This is a genomic window from Brevibacterium sp. p3-SID960 (genome assembly GCF_025144725.1).
Classification (GTDB): Bacteria; Actinomycetota; Actinomycetes; order Actinomycetales; family Brevibacteriaceae; genus Brevibacterium.
This window is the reverse complement of sequence record NZ_JALXKS010000001.1, coordinates 139,037-157,856: the sequence shown is the minus strand read 5'-3', so window position 1 is coordinate 157,856 and position 18,820 is coordinate 139,037. Positions and strand designations below refer to the sequence as shown.

Annotated in this window: 18 protein-coding genes; 8 read left to right on the top strand and 10 right to left on the bottom strand. The window is 69.2% G+C overall.

What is annotated here, in order from left to right; genetic code table 11:
- Positions 1 to 113: 113 nt before the first annotated feature.
- The 4 genes from M3B11_RS00710 to M3B11_RS00695 are packed head-to-tail and all read right to left on the bottom strand — an operon-like array spanning position 114 to position 4,031.
- Positions 114 to 878 carry a glycosyltransferase family 2 protein gene (locus tag M3B11_RS00710; protein WP_259874593.1) on the bottom strand — a complete coding sequence of 255 codons (765 nt, stop codon included), beginning with the start codon at positions 876 to 878 and terminating at the stop codon, positions 114 to 116.
- Positions 875 to 1,861: a glycosyltransferase gene (locus M3B11_RS00705; RefSeq protein ID WP_259874591.1), complete on the bottom strand. Its 987-nt coding sequence runs from the start codon at positions 1,859 to 1,861 to the stop codon at positions 875 to 877. Before M3B11_RS00705 ends, M3B11_RS00710 begins: the two co-directional genes overlap by 4 nt.
- A complete protein-coding gene (locus M3B11_RS00700; protein WP_259874589.1) occupies positions 1,858 to 2,931 on the bottom strand; it encodes a glycosyltransferase in 1,074 nt (357 codons plus the stop codon). The genes M3B11_RS00705 and M3B11_RS00700 overlap by 4 nt, the downstream gene beginning before the upstream one ends.
- Positions 2,931 to 4,031: a glycosyltransferase gene (locus tag M3B11_RS00695; RefSeq protein WP_259874587.1), complete on the bottom strand. Its 1,101-nt coding sequence runs from the start codon at positions 4,029 to 4,031 to the stop codon at positions 2,931 to 2,933. Before M3B11_RS00695 ends, M3B11_RS00700 begins: the two co-directional genes overlap by 1 nt.
- Before the next feature lie 190 nt (positions 4,032 to 4,221).
- On the opposite strand from M3B11_RS00695, the gene M3B11_RS00690 reads away from it, so the two are divergent.
- Positions 4,222 to 5,208, top strand: a complete 987-nt coding sequence (locus M3B11_RS00690; protein ID WP_259874585.1) for a hypothetical protein — start codon at positions 4,222 to 4,224, stop codon at positions 5,206 to 5,208.
- Complete coding sequence (locus tag M3B11_RS00685; RefSeq protein ID WP_259874583.1) at positions 5,205 to 6,578, top strand: glycosyltransferase family 2 protein; 1,374 nt, start codon at positions 5,205 to 5,207, stop codon at positions 6,576 to 6,578. Before M3B11_RS00690 ends, M3B11_RS00685 begins: the two co-directional genes overlap by 4 nt.
- On the opposite strand, the gene M3B11_RS00680 is transcribed toward M3B11_RS00685, so the two are convergent.
- A complete protein-coding gene (locus tag M3B11_RS00680; RefSeq protein WP_259874581.1) occupies positions 6,510 to 7,253 on the bottom strand; it encodes a hypothetical protein in 744 nt (247 codons plus the stop codon). The two genes, M3B11_RS00685 and M3B11_RS00680, sit on opposite strands and share 69 nt — an antisense overlap.
- A gap of 131 nt (positions 7,254 to 7,384) precedes the next feature.
- Here M3B11_RS00680 and M3B11_RS00675 point away from each other — a divergent pair, with 131 nt between their 5' ends.
- Positions 7,385 to 7,975: an isochorismatase family protein gene (locus M3B11_RS00675; protein ID WP_259874579.1), complete on the top strand. Its 591-nt coding sequence runs from the start codon at positions 7,385 to 7,387 to the stop codon at positions 7,973 to 7,975.
- 73 nt (positions 7,976 to 8,048) lie between these two features.
- Here M3B11_RS00675 and M3B11_RS00670 read toward each other — a convergent pair whose 3' ends face one another.
- Together M3B11_RS00670 and M3B11_RS00665 are read right to left on the bottom strand one after the other, a co-directional pair.
- A complete protein-coding gene (locus M3B11_RS00670; RefSeq protein WP_259874577.1) occupies positions 8,049 to 9,260 on the bottom strand; it encodes a PLP-dependent aminotransferase family protein in 1,212 nt (403 codons plus the stop codon).
- A 162-nt stretch (positions 9,261 to 9,422) separates the two neighbouring features.
- Positions 9,423 to 10,595, bottom strand: a complete 1,173-nt coding sequence (locus M3B11_RS00665) for an alpha/beta hydrolase (protein ID WP_259874575.1) — start codon at positions 10,593 to 10,595, stop codon at positions 9,423 to 9,425.
- 116 nt (positions 10,596 to 10,711) lie between these two features.
- Between M3B11_RS00665 and hisC the strand changes: the two genes are divergently transcribed.
- Genes hisC through M3B11_RS00650 form a run of 3 tightly spaced genes read left to right on the top strand, consistent with a single transcriptional unit; the run spans position 10,712 to position 13,453 of the window.
- Positions 10,712 to 11,839, top strand: coding sequence for a histidinol-phosphate transaminase (gene hisC, locus M3B11_RS00660; protein WP_259874573.1), 1,128 nt, complete (start codon positions 10,712 to 10,714; stop codon positions 11,837 to 11,839).
- Complete coding sequence (locus M3B11_RS00655) at positions 11,836 to 13,323, top strand: FAD-binding oxidoreductase (protein ID WP_396121508.1); 1,488 nt, start codon at positions 11,836 to 11,838, stop codon at positions 13,321 to 13,323. Before hisC ends, M3B11_RS00655 begins: the two co-directional genes overlap by 4 nt.
- A gap of 1 nt (position 13,324) precedes the next feature.
- Positions 13,325 to 13,453, top strand: a complete 129-nt coding sequence (locus M3B11_RS00650; protein WP_259874572.1) for a hypothetical protein — start codon at positions 13,325 to 13,327, stop codon at positions 13,451 to 13,453.
- An 18-nt stretch (positions 13,454 to 13,471) separates the two neighbouring features.
- On the opposite strand, the gene M3B11_RS00645 is transcribed toward M3B11_RS00650, so the two are convergent.
- Positions 13,472 to 14,302 (bottom strand): fumarylacetoacetate hydrolase family protein, encoded by an 831-nt coding sequence (locus M3B11_RS00645; protein WP_259874571.1) that lies wholly within the window; start codon positions 14,300 to 14,302, stop codon positions 13,472 to 13,474.
- A 179-nt stretch (positions 14,303 to 14,481) separates the two neighbouring features.
- Between M3B11_RS00645 and tgt the strand changes: the two genes are divergently transcribed.
- Both tgt and M3B11_RS00635 read left to right on the top strand, forming a co-directional pair.
- Positions 14,482 to 15,666: a tRNA guanosine(34) transglycosylase Tgt gene (gene tgt / locus M3B11_RS00640; RefSeq protein ID WP_259874629.1), complete on the top strand. Its 1,185-nt coding sequence runs from the start codon at positions 14,482 to 14,484 to the stop codon at positions 15,664 to 15,666.
- Positions 15,663 to 17,150, top strand: a complete 1,488-nt coding sequence (locus M3B11_RS00635; RefSeq protein ID WP_259874570.1) for a DUF2079 domain-containing protein — start codon at positions 15,663 to 15,665, stop codon at positions 17,148 to 17,150. The genes tgt and M3B11_RS00635 overlap by 4 nt, the downstream gene beginning before the upstream one ends.
- Positions 17,151 to 17,460: 310 nt before the next feature.
- On the opposite strand, the gene M3B11_RS00630 is transcribed toward M3B11_RS00635, so the two are convergent.
- Together M3B11_RS00630 and M3B11_RS00625 are read right to left on the bottom strand one after the other, a co-directional pair.
- Entirely contained in the window at positions 17,461 to 18,150 is a 690-nt protein-coding gene (locus M3B11_RS00630; protein ID WP_102161760.1) for a queuosine precursor transporter, read from the bottom strand.
- A 178-nt stretch (positions 18,151 to 18,328) separates the two neighbouring features.
- Positions 18,329 to 18,796: a YbaK/EbsC family protein gene (locus tag M3B11_RS00625; RefSeq protein WP_259874568.1), complete on the bottom strand. Its 468-nt coding sequence runs from the start codon at positions 18,794 to 18,796 to the stop codon at positions 18,329 to 18,331.
- Positions 18,797 to 18,820: the final 24 nt, after the last annotated feature.

Sequence of the window (18,820 nt, the reverse complement as noted above, 5' to 3'; positions counted from 1 at the left end):
AGGGCCCATGTCATTCCCGCCGAGGGCAGGCGGAACTGCGCTCAGTTCAGGGTCAGAGCGCCCTGGCCTCAGCCATGCTGGATGTGCGCAGGGCGGTGCCAGTCTACGGGGAATCACAGCCAGTCCTGCATCGGCCAGTATCCCCAGCGGGAGTGGAACAGCGCGGCATTGGCGCGGATCGCCTCCCGGTTGCCAGCTGCGGTGTGGCTGGGCGGATGCCACTGGTGGAAGGCGTCGGCCCCGCCGGTCCACAGCATCGGGATGCGGTGGGCGCGCAGCTGCATGCCGAAGTCGGTGTCCTCACCGCCGTATCCGCGGTAGTCCACGCTGAACCCGCCGAAGGCCTTCCGGCAGTCCCGCCACAGTCGGGCACTGAGCGCAAACGACAGCGACCAGAACAACTGGTACTCATCATCGGCAGCCGGCTGCACGGCTCCGTCTGCCGGGGCGGGCCGGCCGGGGTGCGGATTGCGGTACCTGGTGAGCGCGTCGAGCGTGTCTGCGGTGGCGGGCTGGTCTGCGCGCAGGTAGGTGACCGGCCCGCAGGCCACCGCGTCCGGGTGATCGGCCAGCGCGGCCGTGTAGCGGTCGATGAGCCGCGGGCCGGGCAGGCAGTCGGCGTCGAGGAATACGATGATCTCAGCGCCGGCATCTGCGGCGTGGTCGCCTGCCAGGTTGCGGGCGCGGGCGAGCTGTAGCCGGCCGGGCCCGGTGGCGTCGAGCACCGTCGACTCAGGCAGCTCGAAGAGCGTCTGGCCGATCGCCGCTGTTGTGTGGGCGATGGCCGGAGCCCAGTGGGCCAGTGCCGTTCGCTGCAGGCGCACGCGGTCGGCCCGGTCAGCTGAGGCGAGGGTGACGACGTGGATGGCGGGCGTCACAGCGCGCCCTCCACCGGCGGGTGGTGTGCCGCGCGGCTGCGGTCGGCAACCGCGAGGATCTCGCGGGCCGCCCGGCCTGCGGCCCCGCCGGTCTGCCAGCGGTTCCACTCCGGCTGCCGGGACCCGGCTTCGGTGACGATCTCAGGCCACACCTCGGGTGCGGGCAGGTGTGTGATGACCTCGGCCAGGCCAGCCTCGGCGAGGACAGCGGCGGTGGCGGCCTGTTCGTCATAGGGCCGCTGCTGGGGCACGATGATCGCCGGGCGGCCGGTGCAGGCGATGTCAGCGATCGCGTTCTGCCCACCGGCGGAGATGATGACCGAGGCACCGGCCAGGTCGGCGTACGGGTCCTCGCGCCACGACGCAGGCCCCAGCAGTCGGCAGCCGGGCCCGAGGCGGTGCTGGACCTGCTGCCAGTAACTGGCCGGGGCATCGGCCCCGCCGCGGCCGAGCAGGATGACCGGCCCGCGCGCTTCGGTCGCCAGTCTGCGGCCGGCGAACCGGGAGACCCCGCCGACAGCAGCGACCTTTCTGGCATGTGTGCGCAGATGATCAGGCAGCTTCACCCAGTCGGGCCAGGCGGCGATGATCGACTCGCACACCTGGTAGCCGAGCCGGTGGGCGGCATCATCGCGGACTCCCGGCATCGCCAGGGTGGTGACCGGCACGCCGAGCAGCCTGAGGAACACGGCGACCTCGACGGACACGTCGACGTGGACGGCCCGCGGCTGGGCGTCTGCCACCCAGGCGGCCAGAGCCGCCATCCGGGTGCGCAGGCCGGGGTGGTCGCGCGGCACCCAGTGCAGTGCCCCACCGGCGGTGACATCGGCCCCGCGCTCCTCGGCCGGGGCGTCGAGCGGCAGGCCGACATCCGCGCGCGGATGCGAGGACAGGATCGTGGTCTCCTCGGGGATTTCGGCGGCGATCGCCTGGCAGCGGAAGAGATGGCCGGTGCCGTGATGGTGGGCGTAGAAGCCGATCATGAGATGAGCTCGGCGGCGATGCGTCCGGTGCCGATGACCTCGCTGTACAGCCGCAGGTAACCGGCGACCATGTGCCGGCGGTCGAACCGGGTCACCGCCAGCCGGCGGGCGCGGGCGCGGTCGAAGCGGCGGGCCCGGCCGATTGCTGCGGCGAGATCGGCGACATCGCCGGGGCGGGCCAGCAGTTCGGGTGCGTTGGCGAGCACCTCGGGAATCCCGCCGCGGGCGAACGCTGCCACCGGAGTGCCGCAGGACAGCGACTCGATCGTCACGAGCCCGAAAGGCTCATCCCAGCAGGGGGTGACGACCGTGACCGCGGCAGCCCCGACCTCGGCGGCGAGCTGCGCGTCGTCGAGATGCCCGACCCACAGAGCGTCATCGCCTAGGCGCGGCTCGATCTCGGTGGTGAAGTAGCGCGGTTCGGCGCAGCGGCCGATGATGCGCAGCGGCACACCGGCGACCCTGCACGCATCGATGGCAAGGTGCAGGCCCTTCTCCGGGGTGATGCGGCCGAACCACACGGCATGATCCCCGCCGGGTCCGGCGGCGAAGGTGCGGGTGTCGACGCCGTTGTGGACGACGGTGGCCGGTTCGGGCAGCTGCCACTGTCCGGCGGTGAAGGCGCTGACCGCAGCGAACGAACCGGCGCTGCTGCCAGCCCGGCTGATCGCCTCATCCAGGGGCGCCTCTGGCGGGACGTGCAGGGTGGTGAGCATCGGCACCCGGCCGGAGGCACCGGAGAAGAACGCCGGGCTGACCGAGTTGTTGTGGATGAGGTCGTAGGGTCCGTGATGCAGGCGTTCGAACAGCTGCCGGTAGGCGGTGTACTCGATGTCCTGGGCGCCGGGCGGGTAGGCATCGTCGCGGGCGATGTGCTCATGCCCGGTCCAGTCGATGCCCGGCAGCTCGAACCCCTGCCGGTGACCGCGTGAGCCGGCCGAGGCGTACAGGTCGACCTGCACGCCCGCCTCGCGCAGCCCGGCGGTCAGCCGGTCGCAGAACGCCTCGAGTCCCCCGCCGAAGGGCGGGGCGATGGGCATGCGGGCAGGACCGACGACGGCGATGCGCATCAGCTGTCGTCCTCGGTGAGGAACATCGCCGGTGTCACCACCGCCGCAGCAGCACTTCTCGGGGTCATGGCCTGTGCATACGCATCTGCGTAGGCCTGCTGGGCTGCCGGCGCCCGGCCGACGACATCCCCGCGGGCGATGATCCCGCGCCGGATCGCCCACACTGCGGCCTCGGCCGCTGCGGCACCGCTGCCGGTGCGATAGGTGCGCACCGCCTCGGGTGCGTCCGCCTGACCGGCATAGTGCCCGCAGTCCGGGGCGATGACGCTCAGGCCCAGGTCGCGGCACATCTCCAGCCAGCCCGAATGCGTCCCATGCGTATACGGCAGCACCGAAACGGCGCAGCCCGAGAGTGCCCGGTAAAGCACGGCATCCGAGAGCCGGGCGGTCAGATGCAGGTCGAGGCCCGGTGCCGCACCGGAGTCGGTGGCGGCCTGCAGGGCGGTCACCGTCGGGTGGGCGGCACTCGACCGGTGCGCCCACACCTCCAGCCACGCCCCGGACCGATGCAGACCCGAAGCCAGCGACAGGTAGAACGCCGGATCGGTGACGACGTTGGTGCGCAGATCCTTGAGGAACACGGCCGCCGAGCGCCCGCGCCGACCGCTGGCGGTCATGATCTGCGCGGCCTGCGCGGCCGGAACGATGGGCGGGTGGGCGATGACTTCGGCGCAGACGCCGTAGTCGGCGGCCAGTTCGGCAGCCGCGCCCGAGGTGAGGGTGAAGACTGCAGCGGCAGCGGCGGTGAGTGCGCGCAGCCGGTTGCGATGTGCACGCTGATCCCGCAGGTGCGGGTTGGCCAGATCGTGGACGGTGACGACGAGCGCGGCGCGCGCCTCAGCGCAGGCGCGGATGAAGTCGCGGATCTGTTCGAGACTGCGATGCTCGAACCCGAAGTGGACGTGGACGATGTCGAACTCGCCGGCGTGCGCCCGGATCCAGTCGGCCTCCAGCCCGGGGTGCGGGTGCCAGCGTTCGCCGGCGGGCAGCTGAGCGGGCCTGACGGGTTCGGCAGTCGGCGGCCAGGTGGCGTCGACGAATGGGTGCTGGGCGGGGATGGAGAGAACTCGGGGGTGAGCGTCGAGTTCTTGAGTCTTCATCGCCGAACCAGCCTTTCCGATGGAGTCAGCTGCATGCGTGCAGCGCGGTCGCCGCAGGAAGCAGCTCGGGCACCTGCGTAAGCGATGACAAGAGAGCTTGTCGGTGCAGAGTAAGGTGACTTGATAGTATCACCGTGCGGCGCCGATCCGGTTCCGCATACATGATTCCGGGTCAGAGTCGAGGTGAACAGTGGACGTACATGCCGTTGAGCACATTCTCACCGGCCCGCCTGCCCACGGTGTGACCCGATTCGGGCGGTATCTGCACCAGGCTCTGGGACGGGGGCTCGTGCGTGAGGCTCCCAACCCGGCGCAGCTGCCGGCCCCGGCTGCCGACGCCGAGCTCGTCCACATCAGCTTCACCGACCACCTCTGCGGCCCCGACCCGCAAACCGCTGTCGACACAGTGCTGCGCCTGGCCGCCGGTCGGCTGCTGAGCCTGACTCTGCACGACATCCCGCAGCCTGGCGAGGGTGCTGATCGCTGCGCCCGCCGGCAGGCGGCCTACCTCAGGCTCGTGCGCGCCGCTGACGTCGTGGTGACGAATTCTGAGTCTGAAGCCCGCCGGCTGGAATCCGCCGGGGCCATCCACGTCGTGCCCCTGCCGATCGAAGCGCCGCGCCCGTTGGCCGCAGCGCCCGGCCCACCGACGGCCGGATCCTCAGACGGGGGCATCCCGGTCATCGGCATCTTCGGGTTCGTCTACCCCGGCAAGGGCTGCGAGGACGTCATCGACGCGGCTCCGGCCGGGACTCGAATTCTGCTGCTCGGAGACGTCGCTGACGGCCACGCCGGCTACCTTGCCGGGCTGCGCTCGCGGGCGGCAGAGCGCGGCATCGACCTGCAGTGCACCGGCTACATCCCCGACACCGAACTCCCAGCCGCCCTTGATGCGGTCACCGTGCCGGTCTGCGCCCACCGCCACGTCTCCGCCTCCGGCTCCCTCAACACCTGGATCGCCCACAACCGGGTGCCGCTGACCACCACCTCGGACTACACGACCGAAGTCGCCGCGCGCTGGCCGGGGCGGCTGCGCCTCTGCACGCCCAGCACCCTTGCCGAGGCACTCGCCGCCGTCTGCCGCACACCCGCGTCGACATGGGCTGACACACCCCCTCCGGATTGGGGCTGGGCTGAGGTCGCCGCCGCCTACCGCCGTATCTGGAGCACCGTATGACAGTCCCGTCCGTGTCCGTCATCATCCCCTACTACGAGAATCCGACAGGGCTGAGCGCGGTGCTCGCCGGGCTCAGCGCGCAGGACTACACAGGCGACATCGAGATCATCGTCGCCGACGACGGTTCGGCCACCGCGCCCGAGGTGCCGGCCGGCGTGCGACTCGTCCGCCAGGACGACCGGGGCTTCCGCGCCGCAGCCGCCCGCAACCTCGGCGCCGCACACGCCAGCGGGACGATCCTCGTCTTCCTCGACGGCGACACGATCCCGCAGCCTGGCTGCATCGCCGTCCTGGCAGAGGCGCTCGTCGCTGAGCCGTGGACGCTGGCCGTCGGCAGCCGGCGCATGCTCGACACCGACACCACTCCGCCGACCGACCTCGGCGAACCTGCCTGGCTCACCCGCGCCTGGGCGGACACGTCGGACCTGCAGCGCGTCGACGACACCGGCTTCCGGTTCATCATCTCTGCCGTCCTCGCTGTGACCCGCGAGCTGTTCGAGACGATCGGCGGGTTTGATGCCCGCTTCATCGGCTACGGCGGCGAGGACTGGGAACTCGCCTGGCAGGCCCGCCTGGCCGGCGCGGGCTACCGGCACCTCCCGCACGCCCTTGCCCACCACCTCGGCGGCGACTGGGCCCACCGCTGGGGTGCGGATACCGCCGGCAAACGGGCGGAGAAGAACGCCGAGTCGATGGCGCTGGCTGCCAGCATCACGCATCCGATCATGCGCCCTGCCGGCATCGTCTTCTCAGTCCCCGACATCCTCGTCCACCTGCCGAGCAGCGGCGACACGGGCTGCGACGTCGCCGCGATTACCGCGCTGTTGGCCGCCGGCGACGTGCACGTCGTGGTCACCGCAGGCCAGGACGCTGCTGCAACCGGCCCCGAGGTGCCGGGCGTCTTCGCCGCCGACCCGCGGGTCCACGATGTGGTTCCGGAATGGAACCGGGCTCGTCCGCGCTTCGATGTCTGTGCACACCGGGCTTTCTGCCCCGGACCGGGCGAGCTGCAGGCAGTGTGCGAAGCAGCCGCCATGGCCGAGCGCTGCGCAACGGTGACCGATAGCACCGGTCAGCTCTACGCTGAGATCCGGCCGGCTCGCGTGGTGGCATTGGCGGCACGCGGCACGTGCGGTTCCGTGCCGACGAGCGAGCCGGAGTTCGGATCCGAACCCGGGCTGCGGCTCGTGCGTCAATGGGCCCTCCCTCCCGCGCTGCTGGCACTCGAGGACACGTGGCGTCAGGCGGCCGAAGAGGAGCTGAAGGGGTGCCAGGCGGGAAACAGCGGGGGTGAGCCTGGGTCAGCTGGTGGCTTTGTCGTAGGCGCTGACCAGCTCAGTGGTGATGCCGACGGACTTCTCAGTCGTTGAGTCGTGCTGGGCAGAGCCGGTGACGAGCCCGTTCTTGACCACGGCTGAGACTGTGTGCTGCTGTGTGCCCGGAGCCATCGGGCTCGTGGTCACGGTCTCGATTGCCTGGTCGGCGCCGGGGATGTCGACGACGTCCACGGACATCTCCATCTCGATGCGCTCTCCAGCCACCGTCATCGTCATATTCTTGCAGGTGGAGCTCGTGTCGATCATGTTCTGCAGTGCCGCAGCGGCATCGTTGTTCGTCTCATATGACGCGATCGCCGCCGTGTAGCCATTGTCGTCGCTCAGCGCCGACTTGTTCGGGGCATCGGCAGAGGGCTTGGTCACGAGCTCGATGAGGACGTCTTGGCAGGCGGCTGGTTCGACGTCGGCCTGTTCGAACTGCTCGATCGCGCTCTGCACCGCCGGCGGCTCCACGTCGATGGTCGCAAAGCTCTTCCCGTCGTACGTCAGCTCGTTGAGCACTGTGGCAAGCTCGTCTTCGTCCAGCTGCTTGAGGGCATCGTCTGCGGGCGCGGAGGCCTCCTCACCGGCCTGCTCAGTGCCGCCCTCGGCCCGTTCGGCGGACTTGCCCGCTGCGCCGGAGCCGCCGGAGCAGGCAGAGAGGACGAGGGCTAAGCCGGCTGCTGCTGCAAAACCGGCGGCCAGCCGGAAGGGGGACGGGTGCTTCATCGCGGTGCTCCTGGTGTGAGGCGGGTGCTGTGATCCTGAGCCTAAAGGGTGGAACCGGGAGGGGACAACGAGGCTCTGTTGCAGTCCTGCGACAGTCGGCTTCCGCTGCTGCCTGCCATACACTGAAGGATATGATTGCCGAACTCAACCGCGAGAGCACCGCTCTGGTCCTCGTCGACATCCAGAACGACTTCTGCGAAGGCGGCGCCCTCGGGGTCGAGGGTGGGACCGAGGTGGCCCGCCGGGTCGCCGACTTCATCACCGCGCATCGGGACGACTACGCCCGCATCGTCGCCACTGCTGACTGGCATATCGATCCCGGCGATCACTTCTCGGACCGCCCCGACTTCATCAGCACCTGGCCGGTCCACTGCGTGGCCGGCACCGACGGTGCTGCTTTCCACCCCGAGCTCAGGCCGGCCATCGACAGCATCGATGCGGTCTTCCGCAAAGGTGAGCATGCGGCGGCCTATTCGGGATTCGAAGGTCATCTCACCGATGACGACTCGGTCATGCTCGCCGACTGGCTGCGGGCAGAGGGCATCCGCTCGATCGTCGTGTGCGGCATCGCCACTGATCACTGCGTGCGCGCCACCGTGCTCGACGGCCGCGATGAGGACTTCGCCGTCCGGGTGCTCGTCGATCTTGTCGCCGGCGTCGATGAGAACCGGTCTGCCGAAGCGCTGCAGGAGATGAACGCCGCCGGCGCCGAACTCTCCTGAGCCGAAAGCTCCAGAAGAAGCAGCGCCAGAAGCTGAGATCCCCCAGAAGCCGCGCGTTGCACCAAGCGGCAGCTCAGCTTCGCGCGCGCTCCAGCACGCCGGCCAGCCGCCTGACGCCCTCGTCCATCCGCTCGGCCGGCGTACGCGAGAACGACAGCCGCAGGTGGTCATCGATGACCCGGTCGACGAAGAACGGGGCTCCGGGCACATAGGCGACTCCCGCCTCAACGGCAGCCGAGGCGAGTGCCTTCGCATCGATGCCGGGAACCTCCACCCAGGTGAAGAACCCGCCAGCGGGCTGCGTCCACGTCGCTGCGCCTTCCAGGTGCGTGGCGAGTGCGGCCAGCAGGGCAGCGCACCGCTGCGCGTAGGCGCGGCGGATGGCCGGCAGCCCGGCGGTGAAGCGGCCTTCGCGGATGTAGGCGTCGAGCATGCACTGCCCGAGGGCGGAGGCGCACTGGTCGGTCGTCGTCTTGACCTCGGCCATCGCCGCGATGATCGCCTCCGGCCCGCACGCCCAGCCCAGCCGGGTGCCGGGCGTGAAGGTCTTGGAGAACGTGCCGATCTGCACCGTGACGTCCGGGCCGAGCTGATAGAGCGAAGGCAGGTACGAGCCGTCGAAGGCGAGATCGCGGTAGGCGACATCCTCAACGAGGAGAATGCAGGCCTCCCGGGCCGCAGCGACGAGCGCAGCACGGCGCGCAGTCGACAGAAGCAGACCCGAAGGGTTCTGAAAGTCGGGGATGACATAGGCGAACGCCGGTTCCGCGCCCTGCTTGCGGGCGGTCTCACACGCCTCGGCGAGGGATTCGGGAACGAGGCCTTCAGCGTCGTTGCGCATCGCCACCGGCGCCGTCTCATTGGTGGTGAATACCGTGCAGGCCCCCAGATACGTCGGCGCCTCGACGAGGACGGCAGCGCCCGGATCGGCCAGCGCCTTCGTCACCAGGGTGAGCGCGTCGACCCCGCCGGAGGTGACGATGAGCTCGCCGTCGGCCGGTGAATGCTCCTGCGTCTGGGCGATGAGGGCGCGCAGGGACTCGCGCAGCGGGGCCAGCCCGCGGTTCGAAGCGTACTGCAGCGCCACCTCGGGCGCGGTGGAGACGGCCTTGGACGCCAGCTCGCTCAGCAGCTGCGCATCGAACAGGCCGGGGTCGGGGAACCCGCCGGTGAAGTCGATGAGATCCCCGCCCTGGGCTGCGAGCGCGAGGATCGCCGAGAGCTCACCGGGTCCGCCCTGGGCGCGGCGGGCAAGAACATGGGACAGGTCACCGTGCTGTGTCATGCCGACACTCTAGAGCGCTTCCGTGCCGGTAACGACACCGTCCCATCTGCCGGGCAGGGCACAGGACTGGCGGACATGGCAGAGGACTGGCGGGCGTGGCCGGGTCCTGGTGGGGAGCGTCGAGACCCGGCGCGGAGGGCAGGCCCCAGCCAGCCGGCCGGTTCAGCCGAGGGTGCCGTAGAGGAACCGGGCGACTCCGTCATAGGCCTGGCGGCGCGGGGTCTCGGCGGACATGAAGACGTCGTGCATCGCATTCGGGATCTTCTCGATCGTCACGGAACGGCCAAGCGACAGCGCCCGGCGGGCGATGACATCGACGTCGAGGATGATGTCGGCGGTCGCCATCGACGGGGAGAAGGAGCCGCCGCGCAGGGTCGCAGCCGAGGTCTGCACGAGCGCTGGGATCATGAGGTCGAGACCGGCGGCGACCTGCTCATGGCCGGCGAAGATCGCCTGCAGCCACGCCGGGTAGATCGGGAACCCGCCCGGCGGCTTGAGCCGGAGGTCATACGGCAGCCGGCCGAGGGAAGCGCTGGCGAGGGTGTAGAAATTCGGCATCCGCACGCTCAGCGGCTTAAGCGACTTCGAGCGCAGGCTCATCCACGCATTCATGAGCTTGCGGGCGGCGGCATCGTACTGGAACTCCAGCCACGGCGAGTTCAGCAGCAGCGCGCTCGCCTCCTCCGGATGCCGTGCCGCCCAGAGCGACAGAATCAGCCCGCCGGTCGAATGGCCGTGCAACAGGATCCGGCAGCCGGGGTTCTCCTCTCGCGCCACCGCCAGTGCTGCGGCGATCTCCTCGTCGTAGTCGCTGAGATCCTCGATATACCCGGCATGGGTCTCATGCCCGGTGAGCACCCGGGCGGGCAGATCGTCCTCGACCTCCTGAACAGCAGCTGCCGCCAGCGCTTGCGCGGCCGCCTCGTCGGTCAGGGCGGCGTCCGCGCCCGAGGTGTCGGGCGCCCAGCGCTCGGGACCGCCGGCTGCGTCGATGAGCAGGCTGCGGCCGTAGCGGCGCAGATCGATAGCGTAGAAGGCGATGCCCAGCGACGCATAGTAGTCGGCCAGCCGGTGGTGGAAGAAATAGTCCGACCAGCCGTGCAGGTAGATGACCGCGGTGGCCGACGGGATCGCCGGGTGCCCGGCGCCTGCGGGCTGCAGTGCCGGCTGCGCCTGCCGCAGTGCTGCCGGAGCCGGGTCGGCAGCGGGTACCGGGGCCGGGTCGGGCACTGTCGGAGCGATGATGACGGCGTTCTGCCCGTCGCCGACGTCGATCGGCAGCATGCGGAACCGGGGTCCGAGGATGTCCTCACGCCACTGCCGCTGTGCTGCCATCTGTCCAGTGTCTCAGATCAGCCCGCACGTCCCACCCAGCCGACTCTCACCTCGGCGGCGGCCGCGGAACCCGGACATCGCCTCGGGCGCGGGGCACGATATGGCACCATGACGCTATGAGTGAAAAGTTCCGCCTGCGCCCGGCCCTGCAGAACACCCCTGCCTATGTGCCGGGCAAACCGCCGAAAGCCACCGAGGGTCTGAAGACCTTCAAACTGTCCTCCAACGAGCACCACATGGATCCGCTGCCGGCCGTCACCGAGGCGATCGCCGCCGGTGGGCGCACCCCGGCCAGCTATGCCGACCCCTCGACCGCTGAGCTCACCGCCGCGCTCGCCGACCACCTCGGTGTCGGCACCGAGGCGGTGCTGTTCTCCGCCGGGGCCTCCGAGATGCTCAAGGCCCTCTTCCACATCACCGTCGACCCCGGTGACGAGGTCGTCTATCCGTGGCCGTCGTTCGAGATGTACCCGCAGCTGGCCAACCTGTGCGGGGCGACCCACCAGCGCATCAGCGTCGATGCTGGCGGCCGCCACGATCTGCCGGCGATGGCGGCTGCGATCAGCGAGCGCACCCGCCTGGTCATCCTGTGCAGCCCGAACAACCCGACCGGCCCGGCTCTGCGGCAGGGCGAGTTCGATGCGTTCATGTCCCAGGTTCCTGCTGATGTCATCGTCATCCTCGACGAGGCCTACATCGACTTCTGCGACGCCGATGACGCCGCAGACGGCCTGGCAGCGCTCAGCCGGCACCCGAACCTCGTGCTGCTGCGCACCTTCTCGAAGTCCTACGGACTGGCCGGGCTGCGGGTCGGCTATGCGGTGGCTGACCCCGAGCTCATCATGGAGCTGCGCAAGTCGATCCTGCCGTTCTCCGTCAGCGCCTCCGCCCAGCAGGCTGCGCTCGTGTCGCTGCAGCACAGCCAGGACATGGAGGTCCGCGCCAAGGAGGTCGCTCGGCTGCGCGATGACCTGGCTGCCGGGCTGCGCGAGCGCGGCTTCGAGGTGTTCGACGCTCACGGCAACTTCGTGTGGCTCAACCTCGCGGAGCGCTCCGATGACTTCGAACGGGCCTGTCTGGAGGCCGGTCTGGCCGTGCGCAACCTCGGCGAGGGTGTGCGGATCTCCGTCGGCCCGGCCGAGGCGATGCAGCGGGTGCTGCAGGTCGCCGGCGACTTCGCCGCCGCCGGCGGTGCGGTCTCTGATGCCGGCGCTCCCACCGAGGCGGAGGGAGCACCGAAGTGACGACCGGTAGCGCAACCACCGCACATCAGGGTGCCGCAGCGGCTGCAGGTTCCCCGACTGAGCCTGCCGCGACTGAGCCTGCCGCGCTGCCGCTCGACGAGCTGGCCGCTGAGCTGAGTGCCGGGGCGCTGGTGACCGACCGGGATGTCATCGGCACCTACTCGAAGGACTGGGCGCTGTTCTCCCACGTCGGCGAGGCCGCTGCCCTGGTGCGCGCCGCCTCGGTCGACGACGTGCAGGCGACTCTGCGGTTCGCCACCACCCACCGCATCCCGGTCGTCCCGCAGGGTGCCCGCACCGGGCTGTCCGGGGGTGCGAACGCCGTCGAGGGCTGCCTACTGCTGTCGGTGGCGAAGATGAACGAGATCGTCGAGATCAACACCGTCGAGCAGACCTGCACCGTCCAGCCCGGCGTCATCAACCAGGACCTCAAGAAGGCTCTGACCCCGTACGGGCTGGCCTACCCGCCGGATCCCGGTTCGGTGGCGATCTCCTCGATCGGCGGCAACGTCGCCACGAACGCCGGCGGCCTGTGCTGTGTGAAGTACGGCGTCACCCGCGACTACGTCCGCAGCCTCACCGTGGTGCTCGCCGACGGGCAGGTCACCCGCGTCGGTCGGCCCACCCAGAAGGGCGTGGCCGGGCTCGAGCTCTCCCAGCTGTTCATCGGCTCCGAGGGCACGCTGGGGGTCATCGTCGAGATCACCCTCGACCTCATCCCGGCCCTGCCCGACCCGCTCACGGCGATCGCGCTGTTCCCCGAGGCCGCCGATGCCGCGAGCACGGTCTGCGATTTCATGGCCACCGGTGCCAGGCCCTCGATGCTCGAGTACCTCGACGGCACCTCGATCGACATGATCAACGACTACGGCGACTTCGGCCTGCCCTCAGGCATGGGTGCCATGCTGCTCGTGCAGTCCAACGGCGACGGCAGCTTAGAGCATGCGACTGCGGAGATGGAGACCTTCACCCGGGTCGCCAACGCCTGCAACGCCGCCGAGGTCGTCTTCAGCGAAGACCCGGCTGACTCCGAACTCCTCGTCGCCGCCCGCCGCGCGGTCGGCCCGGCCGGGGAGAAGTATGCCAACGCCCATGGCGGCGGCGAGCTCATCGACGACGTGTGCATCCCGCGCGGGAAGATGCGCGAGTTCTTCACCTGCCTCGACGACATCCGCGAGCAGTACCCGCATGTGCTCATCGGCAATGCCGGGCACGCAGGCGACGGCAACATGCACCCGTGCGTGTTCTTCGACGCCGGCGTCGAGGAGGCCACCGAGCAGGCACTCGCCGCGTTCGACGCGATCATGGCCCTCGGCCTCGAGCTCGGCGGCACCATCACCGGTGAGCACGGCGTCGGCTATCTGAAGAAGAAGTGGCTGGCCCGCGAACTCGACCCGGTCTCCCGGGCGATGCACCTGAAGATCAAGGGTGCACTCGACCCGCTCGGCATCCTCAACCCCGGCAAGATGCTCGGCGAATTGTGAATTGAGAATGCAGCAGGCGGCGACGCTGCGGGTGGCCGAGGCGCTCGCGGGGCAGCGCCCCGTCGTCACCAGGTACGGCGGCTCGCAGGAGTTGCCCATCCGCGAATCCTGCGATCTCAATCCCTCCTGAGCGGCTCATCGGCGAAGCTCAGATGTACTCGCCGGCGCCGATCCGGTTGCTGATCTCACCGATCCCGGTGATCTCGACCGACACCTCGTCGCCGGGTGCCAGCCACCGCTCATCGGCCATGCCCACCCCGGCCGGGGTGCCGGTGAGGATGAGGTCGCCGGGCTCCAAGGTGATGATCGCCGACAGATACTCCACAAGCTCAGCTGGGCCGAAGACGAGGTCCCCGGTCGAATCCTGCTGCCGCACCTGCCCGTTCACCCGGGTTGTCAGCGTCGCCGCCGCCGGGTCGAACGCATCAGCGGTGACGACGACCGGCCCGACCGCCGAGGAGGCTTCCCACATCTTGCCCTGCAGCCACTGCTGGGTGCGCAGCTGATAGCCGCGCATCGAGAAGTCATTGGCCACCGTGTACCCGGCGATCGCGGCAGCCGCCGCGGCAGCGCTGGCCCGCCGGACGTGCGTGCCGATGACGATCGCCAGCTCGCCTTCGAAGTCGAGCTTCTCGTCCTCTTGCGGGGCCACCACCTCGGCGCCGGGATCGGTGAGCGAGCGGGCGAACTTCGCAAACACCGTCGGAAACTCCGGGGTGTCCATCCCGACCTCGGCGATGTGATTGCGGTAGTTCAGCCCGATGCACAGCACCTTCGCCGGATGCAGCACCGGCCGCAGCGTGCGCACCTCGTGTGCGGGGATCACCGGCGCCGAGGCGGTGCGCGCCTGCTCAAGACCATCGGCGGCGAGCAGCTGGCCGACGTCGGCGAAACCGTGGATCGGCACATAGCCTTCGCCGGTCTGCAGTGCCGCGGTCGTGCCGCCGGTTGCCGTCAGGGTGATCGTCGCCAGTCTCATGGTGTCCTCCGTCGCTCATGCCGCAGGGACTGCGGCGCCGGTGCCGATACTCGCACCATATATTCCGTCGCTAAACTGTTGAGGTGACTTCTCAGCAACAGGACACCGGCGCCTCGGGTGCGGCAGGAACCGAGGCCGTCTGTCAGCGGGAGGACTTCGGATTCTCCGTGGGCACCCGGATGGAGACCGGCGGGCGGACCGGGACGATCCGCACCCCGCACGGTGAGATCCAGACCCCGGCGTTCATCCCGGTCGGCACGAAGGCGACCGTCAAGGCCGTCAAACCCGACGACGTCGCAGCACTGGGCGCGCAGGCGGTGCTCGCCAACGCCTACCACCTGTACCTGCAGCCCGGCGCCGACTTGCTCGACGAGGCCGGCGGGCTGGGGAAGTTCATGAACTGGCCGGGCCCGACCTTCACCGACTCCGGCGGGTTCCAGGTCATGAGCCTGGGCGTGGGCTTCAAGAAGGTCATCTCGATGGACATCCCCGACTCCCCGGACGACTCGGCGATGGCCGCCGACAAGGAGCGCCGGGCGATGGTCGACGACGACGGGGTGACGTTCAAGTCCCACATCGACGGCACCCTGCACCGCTTCACCCCCGAGGTGTCGATGCAGGTCCAGCATCAGCTCGGTGCTGACATCATGTTCGCGTTCGACGAGCTCACCACGCTCATGAACACCCGCGGCTACCAGGAGATGTCCTTAGAGCGCACCCGGCTGTGGGCCGAACGCTGCCTGGCCGAACACGAACGGCTCACCGAAGCCCGTTCTCACCGGCCGTACCAGGCGCTGTTCGGGGTGCTGCAGGGCGCACAGTACGAGGACCTGCGCCGCAAAGCCGCCCGCGACCTCGGGGCGATGGACTTCGACGGTTTCGGCATCGGCGGGGCGCTGGAGAAGGAGAACCTCGGAACGATCGTCGGCTGGGTGTGCGAGGAGCTGCCCGAGGACAAGCCGCGCCACCTGCTCGGCATCTCCGAACCCGACGACCTGTTCACCGCGATCAAAGCCGGTGCTGACACCTTCGACTGCGTCTCGCCCTCCCGGGTGGCTCGCAATGCCGCTGTCTACACTCGGGACGGTCGGTACAACATCACCGGTGCGAAGTACCGCCGCGACTTCGGCCCGATCGACCCGGAGTGCAGCTGCTACACCTGCCGGAACTACTCCCGCGCCTACCTGCGGCACCTGTTCAAGGCCAAGGAGATGCTTTTCTCAACCCTGTGCACGATCCACAACGAGCACTTCATTGTCGCCCTCGTCGACGAGATCCGCGCCTCGATCGAGGACGGCCGGTTCGATGAGCTCGAAGCCGAGGTGCTCGGCCGCTACTACGCCCCGAAGGCGGCCATGCAGTGAGCGACGCGCACCCCGGCACTGGTGCCCACGCTGCCGCCGGCACTGGTGCCTACGCTTCCGCCGGCGCTGGTGCCCACGCTGCCGCCGGCACTGGTGCCCACGCTGCCGCCGGCACCGAGGAGAGTCCCGCCTCGGGCACGGGAGCTCGCGCCGCCCACGCTGACACCGGGCCTACGCTCGGTAGGCTGCTGACTCAGTGGATGCCGGCGATCGGCACCGCTGCGGCTTTCGTGCTGTACACGGTGCTGTCGATCCTCATGTGGCGGGCGAACTACGCGCCGAGCTGGGACCTGGGGATCTTCACGCAGCTGCTCGACCAGTACGCCCGCGGGCAGACGCCGATCGTCGACATCAAGGGCCCTGGCTTCCATCTGTGGGGCGATCACTTCCACCCGATCCTCGTCCTGCTCACCCCGCTGTACTGGCTGGCACCCTCCGGGCTGACGCTCATGATCGCGCAGGCTGCGCTCTTCGCCGCCTCCGTGTGGCCGATCGCCTCGCTCGCCCGCGAACGCCTCGGCACCCGCGGCGGCTGGCTGGTGACGGGCGCGTACGTATTCTCGTGGGGCCTGGTCAACGCCGTCATCGCGCAGTTCCACGAGATCGCCTTCGCCGTACCGCTGCTGGCCTTCGGGCTCGTGTGGTGGATGCGCGGCACACGGCTGCCGGCGCTCATCGCGATCGCGCTGCTCGTCTTCGTCAAAGAGGACCTCGGCATCACCGTGGCAGTGTTCGGCCTCGTCATCTGGCTGCGCAACCGCGCTGAGACACGCGCGGCGATCTTCCTCGCCGCCTGGGGTGTTGCCTGGACGGTGTTCGCCGTGGCGATCTTCATCCCGGCCTTCAACGTCACCGGCGGCTACGACTACTCCGGCCAGCTCACGCTTGCCGAGACGCTGACCGCAGGGCTGACGACGAAGCTCGGCACCGCCGGGTTCCTTGTGCTCGCCGCCGGTGGGATCGGGGTGCGTTCGCCGTTCATCCTGCTCATGCTGCCGACCCTGGCCTGGCGGTTCCTCGGCAGCGTCGAAGGCTACTGGGAGACGGACTTCCACTACTCGGCCGTCCTCATGCCGATCGCTGCCGTGTGCCTCATCGACGCAGCCGCCCGCCGGCACCGCGTGTTCGCACCGTTCATCGCCGCGATCGCGGCTGCCGCGATGCTCTCACAGACCCAGATCGAGCTGCTGTGGCGCTGGCAGGCCTTCGACCTCAATGCTGATCAGGCGATCGCTGAGGCGTGCAGATACGGCTCCGTCGCCGCCGACGTCCGGCTGCTGGCCCACCTTGTACCGTGCACGCAGACGTTCTGGATCGGCAGTGTCGGCGACACCGTGCCCGAGGCGGTGCTGCGCCGGCCCGATGACGTCGGGCAGCCCGTGGAGATCTGGGCTGAGGAGCGCTTCGGCGGTGACTGGACTGTCATGTACTCAGGCGCAGGCTTCGAACTCGTCGAGCGCGGCGCCCACGGCGCGGCAGGTTGAGCGCCAGCACGGCAGGTTGAGCGGCAGCGCGGTGGAGCCAGCACGGCAAGTTGAGCGGCAGCGCGGTGGAGCCAGCGCGAGAAGTGGTGCTCTGGCTTCAGCAGATCACCTGACCGATCGGACCGTCTGGCCCCTGGGTGGTCCGCCCACTGGGAAAGTTAGAAAAGTTATTCATGGTTTGAGGGCTCCAAACCATGAATAGCTTTTCAAACTTTCAGCCACCGGCACGCGTGACCGGTCTCGCCGGTGTGCAGGTATGGGTCCACTGCGTCGCTTGCCGGCCCGCTGTGACGAGCTTCGCCGTCGGCTCCTAGAGCTTTGCGGCGTTGGCGCGCAGGTGCTCGGTCTCGTCGACGTTGCCGTAGCTGGGCTCGTGCCGCTTGAAGACCTTGATGACCTGGTACGTCAGCGGTAGGCACAGCACCTCGACGGCGACCTTGTAGACGAAGCCGACGACTATGTAGACGATGAAGTCGCTGCCGGGGATGACACCGGCGAAGGCGATGGTGCAGAACAGCAGCGTGTCGGCGAACTCGCCCACGCCGGTCGAGCACATGAGCCTGACCCACAGCCGTTTCTCGCCCATCGCCCGCTTGACGCGCACGAGCACATAGGAGTTCAGCAGCTGGCCGACCACGTAGCCGACGAGAGAGGCGAGCACGATCCGCGGGTAGAAGCCGAGCACGGCTTCGAAAGCCTCCTGGCTCTCATAGCCGGGACCGGGCGGTGAGATGAGGACGAGCCAGAAGACGAAGCTGGCGAGGATCTGGAGCGCGAAGCCGGTGATGACGGCCTTGCGAGCGGCGGCGAAACCGTAGACCTCGCTGATGACGTCGCCGAGGATGTAGGCGATCGGGAAGAGGAAGGCGCCGCCGTCGGTGACGATCGGCCCGAAGCCGATGACTTTGGTCGCTGAGATGTTCGAGACGATGAGCACGACGCAGAAGACGGCGAGCACGATCGCGTAGTACCGACCGCGGGAGGTGGCGAAAGCGGCCAGCCGGGCGCCGGCGCCGCCGGAGTCTGCGCCAGCGCCGCTGGAATCTGTGCCTCGGGCGGTGCTGGAATCCGCGCCCGAGGCGGTGGCTGGGTGGCCGAGTGTGGGGGACTGGGTGTTTACCGCCGGGTGCTCGCTGTGCTGACCCGGCTGCCCAGATGCAGCAGGCCTGTCGGTGTTCTCAGGGTTCAACGGAGATCTCCTGTCCATTCGTCAGAGTGATGAGCTGGTCATAGGTCATGGGCATCATCGAGTCGGCGGTGCCGCCGGCGGCCCACAGTTCGGGGTAATCGCGCAGCGCGACGTCGATGTAGGTGCGCACCGGGGCCGGATGGCCGCACGGGGCGACCCCGCCGATCACCTGGCCAGTCGCGGCCTTCACCAGATCCGCGCTCGCCCGGCCGAGTTTCTCCGCGCCGACGATCCCAGCGACATGGTCGGTGTCGACGCGGTGGCGGCCTGAGGTCATGATGAGCACCGCCTCGCCGTCGGCGTCGAAGATGAGGCTGTTGGCGATCGCCCCGACCTCGACGCCGAGGTACGCGGCAGCGGCCTTGGCGGTGTTCGTCTGCTCGGTCAACAGCGTGATCTCCGTGTCGATGCCGGCGGCTGCAAGGTCCCGGGCGACAGCTGCGTTGCGTGCGTGCATGGTGTCCTCTCCTTCAGGGGTCGC

Excerpts from the sequence above, each read along its gene's own strand:
- M3B11_RS00705 (WP_259874591.1), bottom strand. The coding sequence starts at position 1,861 with ATGATCGGCTTCTACGCCCACCATCACGGCACCGGCCATCTCTTCCGC.
- M3B11_RS00700 (WP_259874589.1), bottom strand. The coding sequence starts at position 2,931 with ATGCGCATCGCCGTCGTCGGTCCTGCCCGCATGCCCATCGCCCCGCCC.
- M3B11_RS00695 (WP_259874587.1), bottom strand. The coding sequence starts at position 4,031 with ATGAAGACTCAAGAACTCGACGCTCACCCCCGAGTTCTCTCCATCCCC.
- M3B11_RS00685 (WP_259874583.1), top strand. The coding sequence starts at position 5,205 with ATGACAGTCCCGTCCGTGTCCGTCATCATCCCCTACTACGAGAATCCG.
- M3B11_RS00680 (WP_259874581.1), bottom strand. The coding sequence starts at position 7,253 with ATGAAGCACCCGTCCCCCTTCCGGCTGGCCGCCGGTTTTGCAGCAGCA.
- M3B11_RS00675 (WP_259874579.1), top strand. The coding sequence starts at position 7,385 with ATGATTGCCGAACTCAACCGCGAGAGCACCGCTCTGGTCCTCGTCGAC.
- M3B11_RS00670 (WP_259874577.1), bottom strand. The coding sequence starts at position 9,260 with ATGACACAGCACGGTGACCTGTCCCATGTTCTTGCCCGCCGCGCCCAG.
- M3B11_RS00665 (WP_259874575.1), bottom strand. The coding sequence starts at position 10,595 with ATGGCAGCACAGCGGCAGTGGCGTGAGGACATCCTCGGACCCCGGTTC.
- hisC (WP_259874573.1), top strand. The coding sequence starts at position 10,712 with ATGAGTGAAAAGTTCCGCCTGCGCCCGGCCCTGCAGAACACCCCTGCC.
- M3B11_RS00645 (WP_259874571.1), bottom strand. The coding sequence starts at position 14,302 with ATGAGACTGGCGACGATCACCCTGACGGCAACCGGCGGCACGACCGCG.
- tgt (WP_259874629.1), top strand. The coding sequence starts at position 14,482 with ATGGAGACCGGCGGGCGGACCGGGACGATCCGCACCCCGCACGGTGAG.
- M3B11_RS00625 (WP_259874568.1), bottom strand. The coding sequence starts at position 18,796 with ATGCACGCACGCAACGCAGCTGTCGCCCGGGACCTTGCAGCCGCCGGC.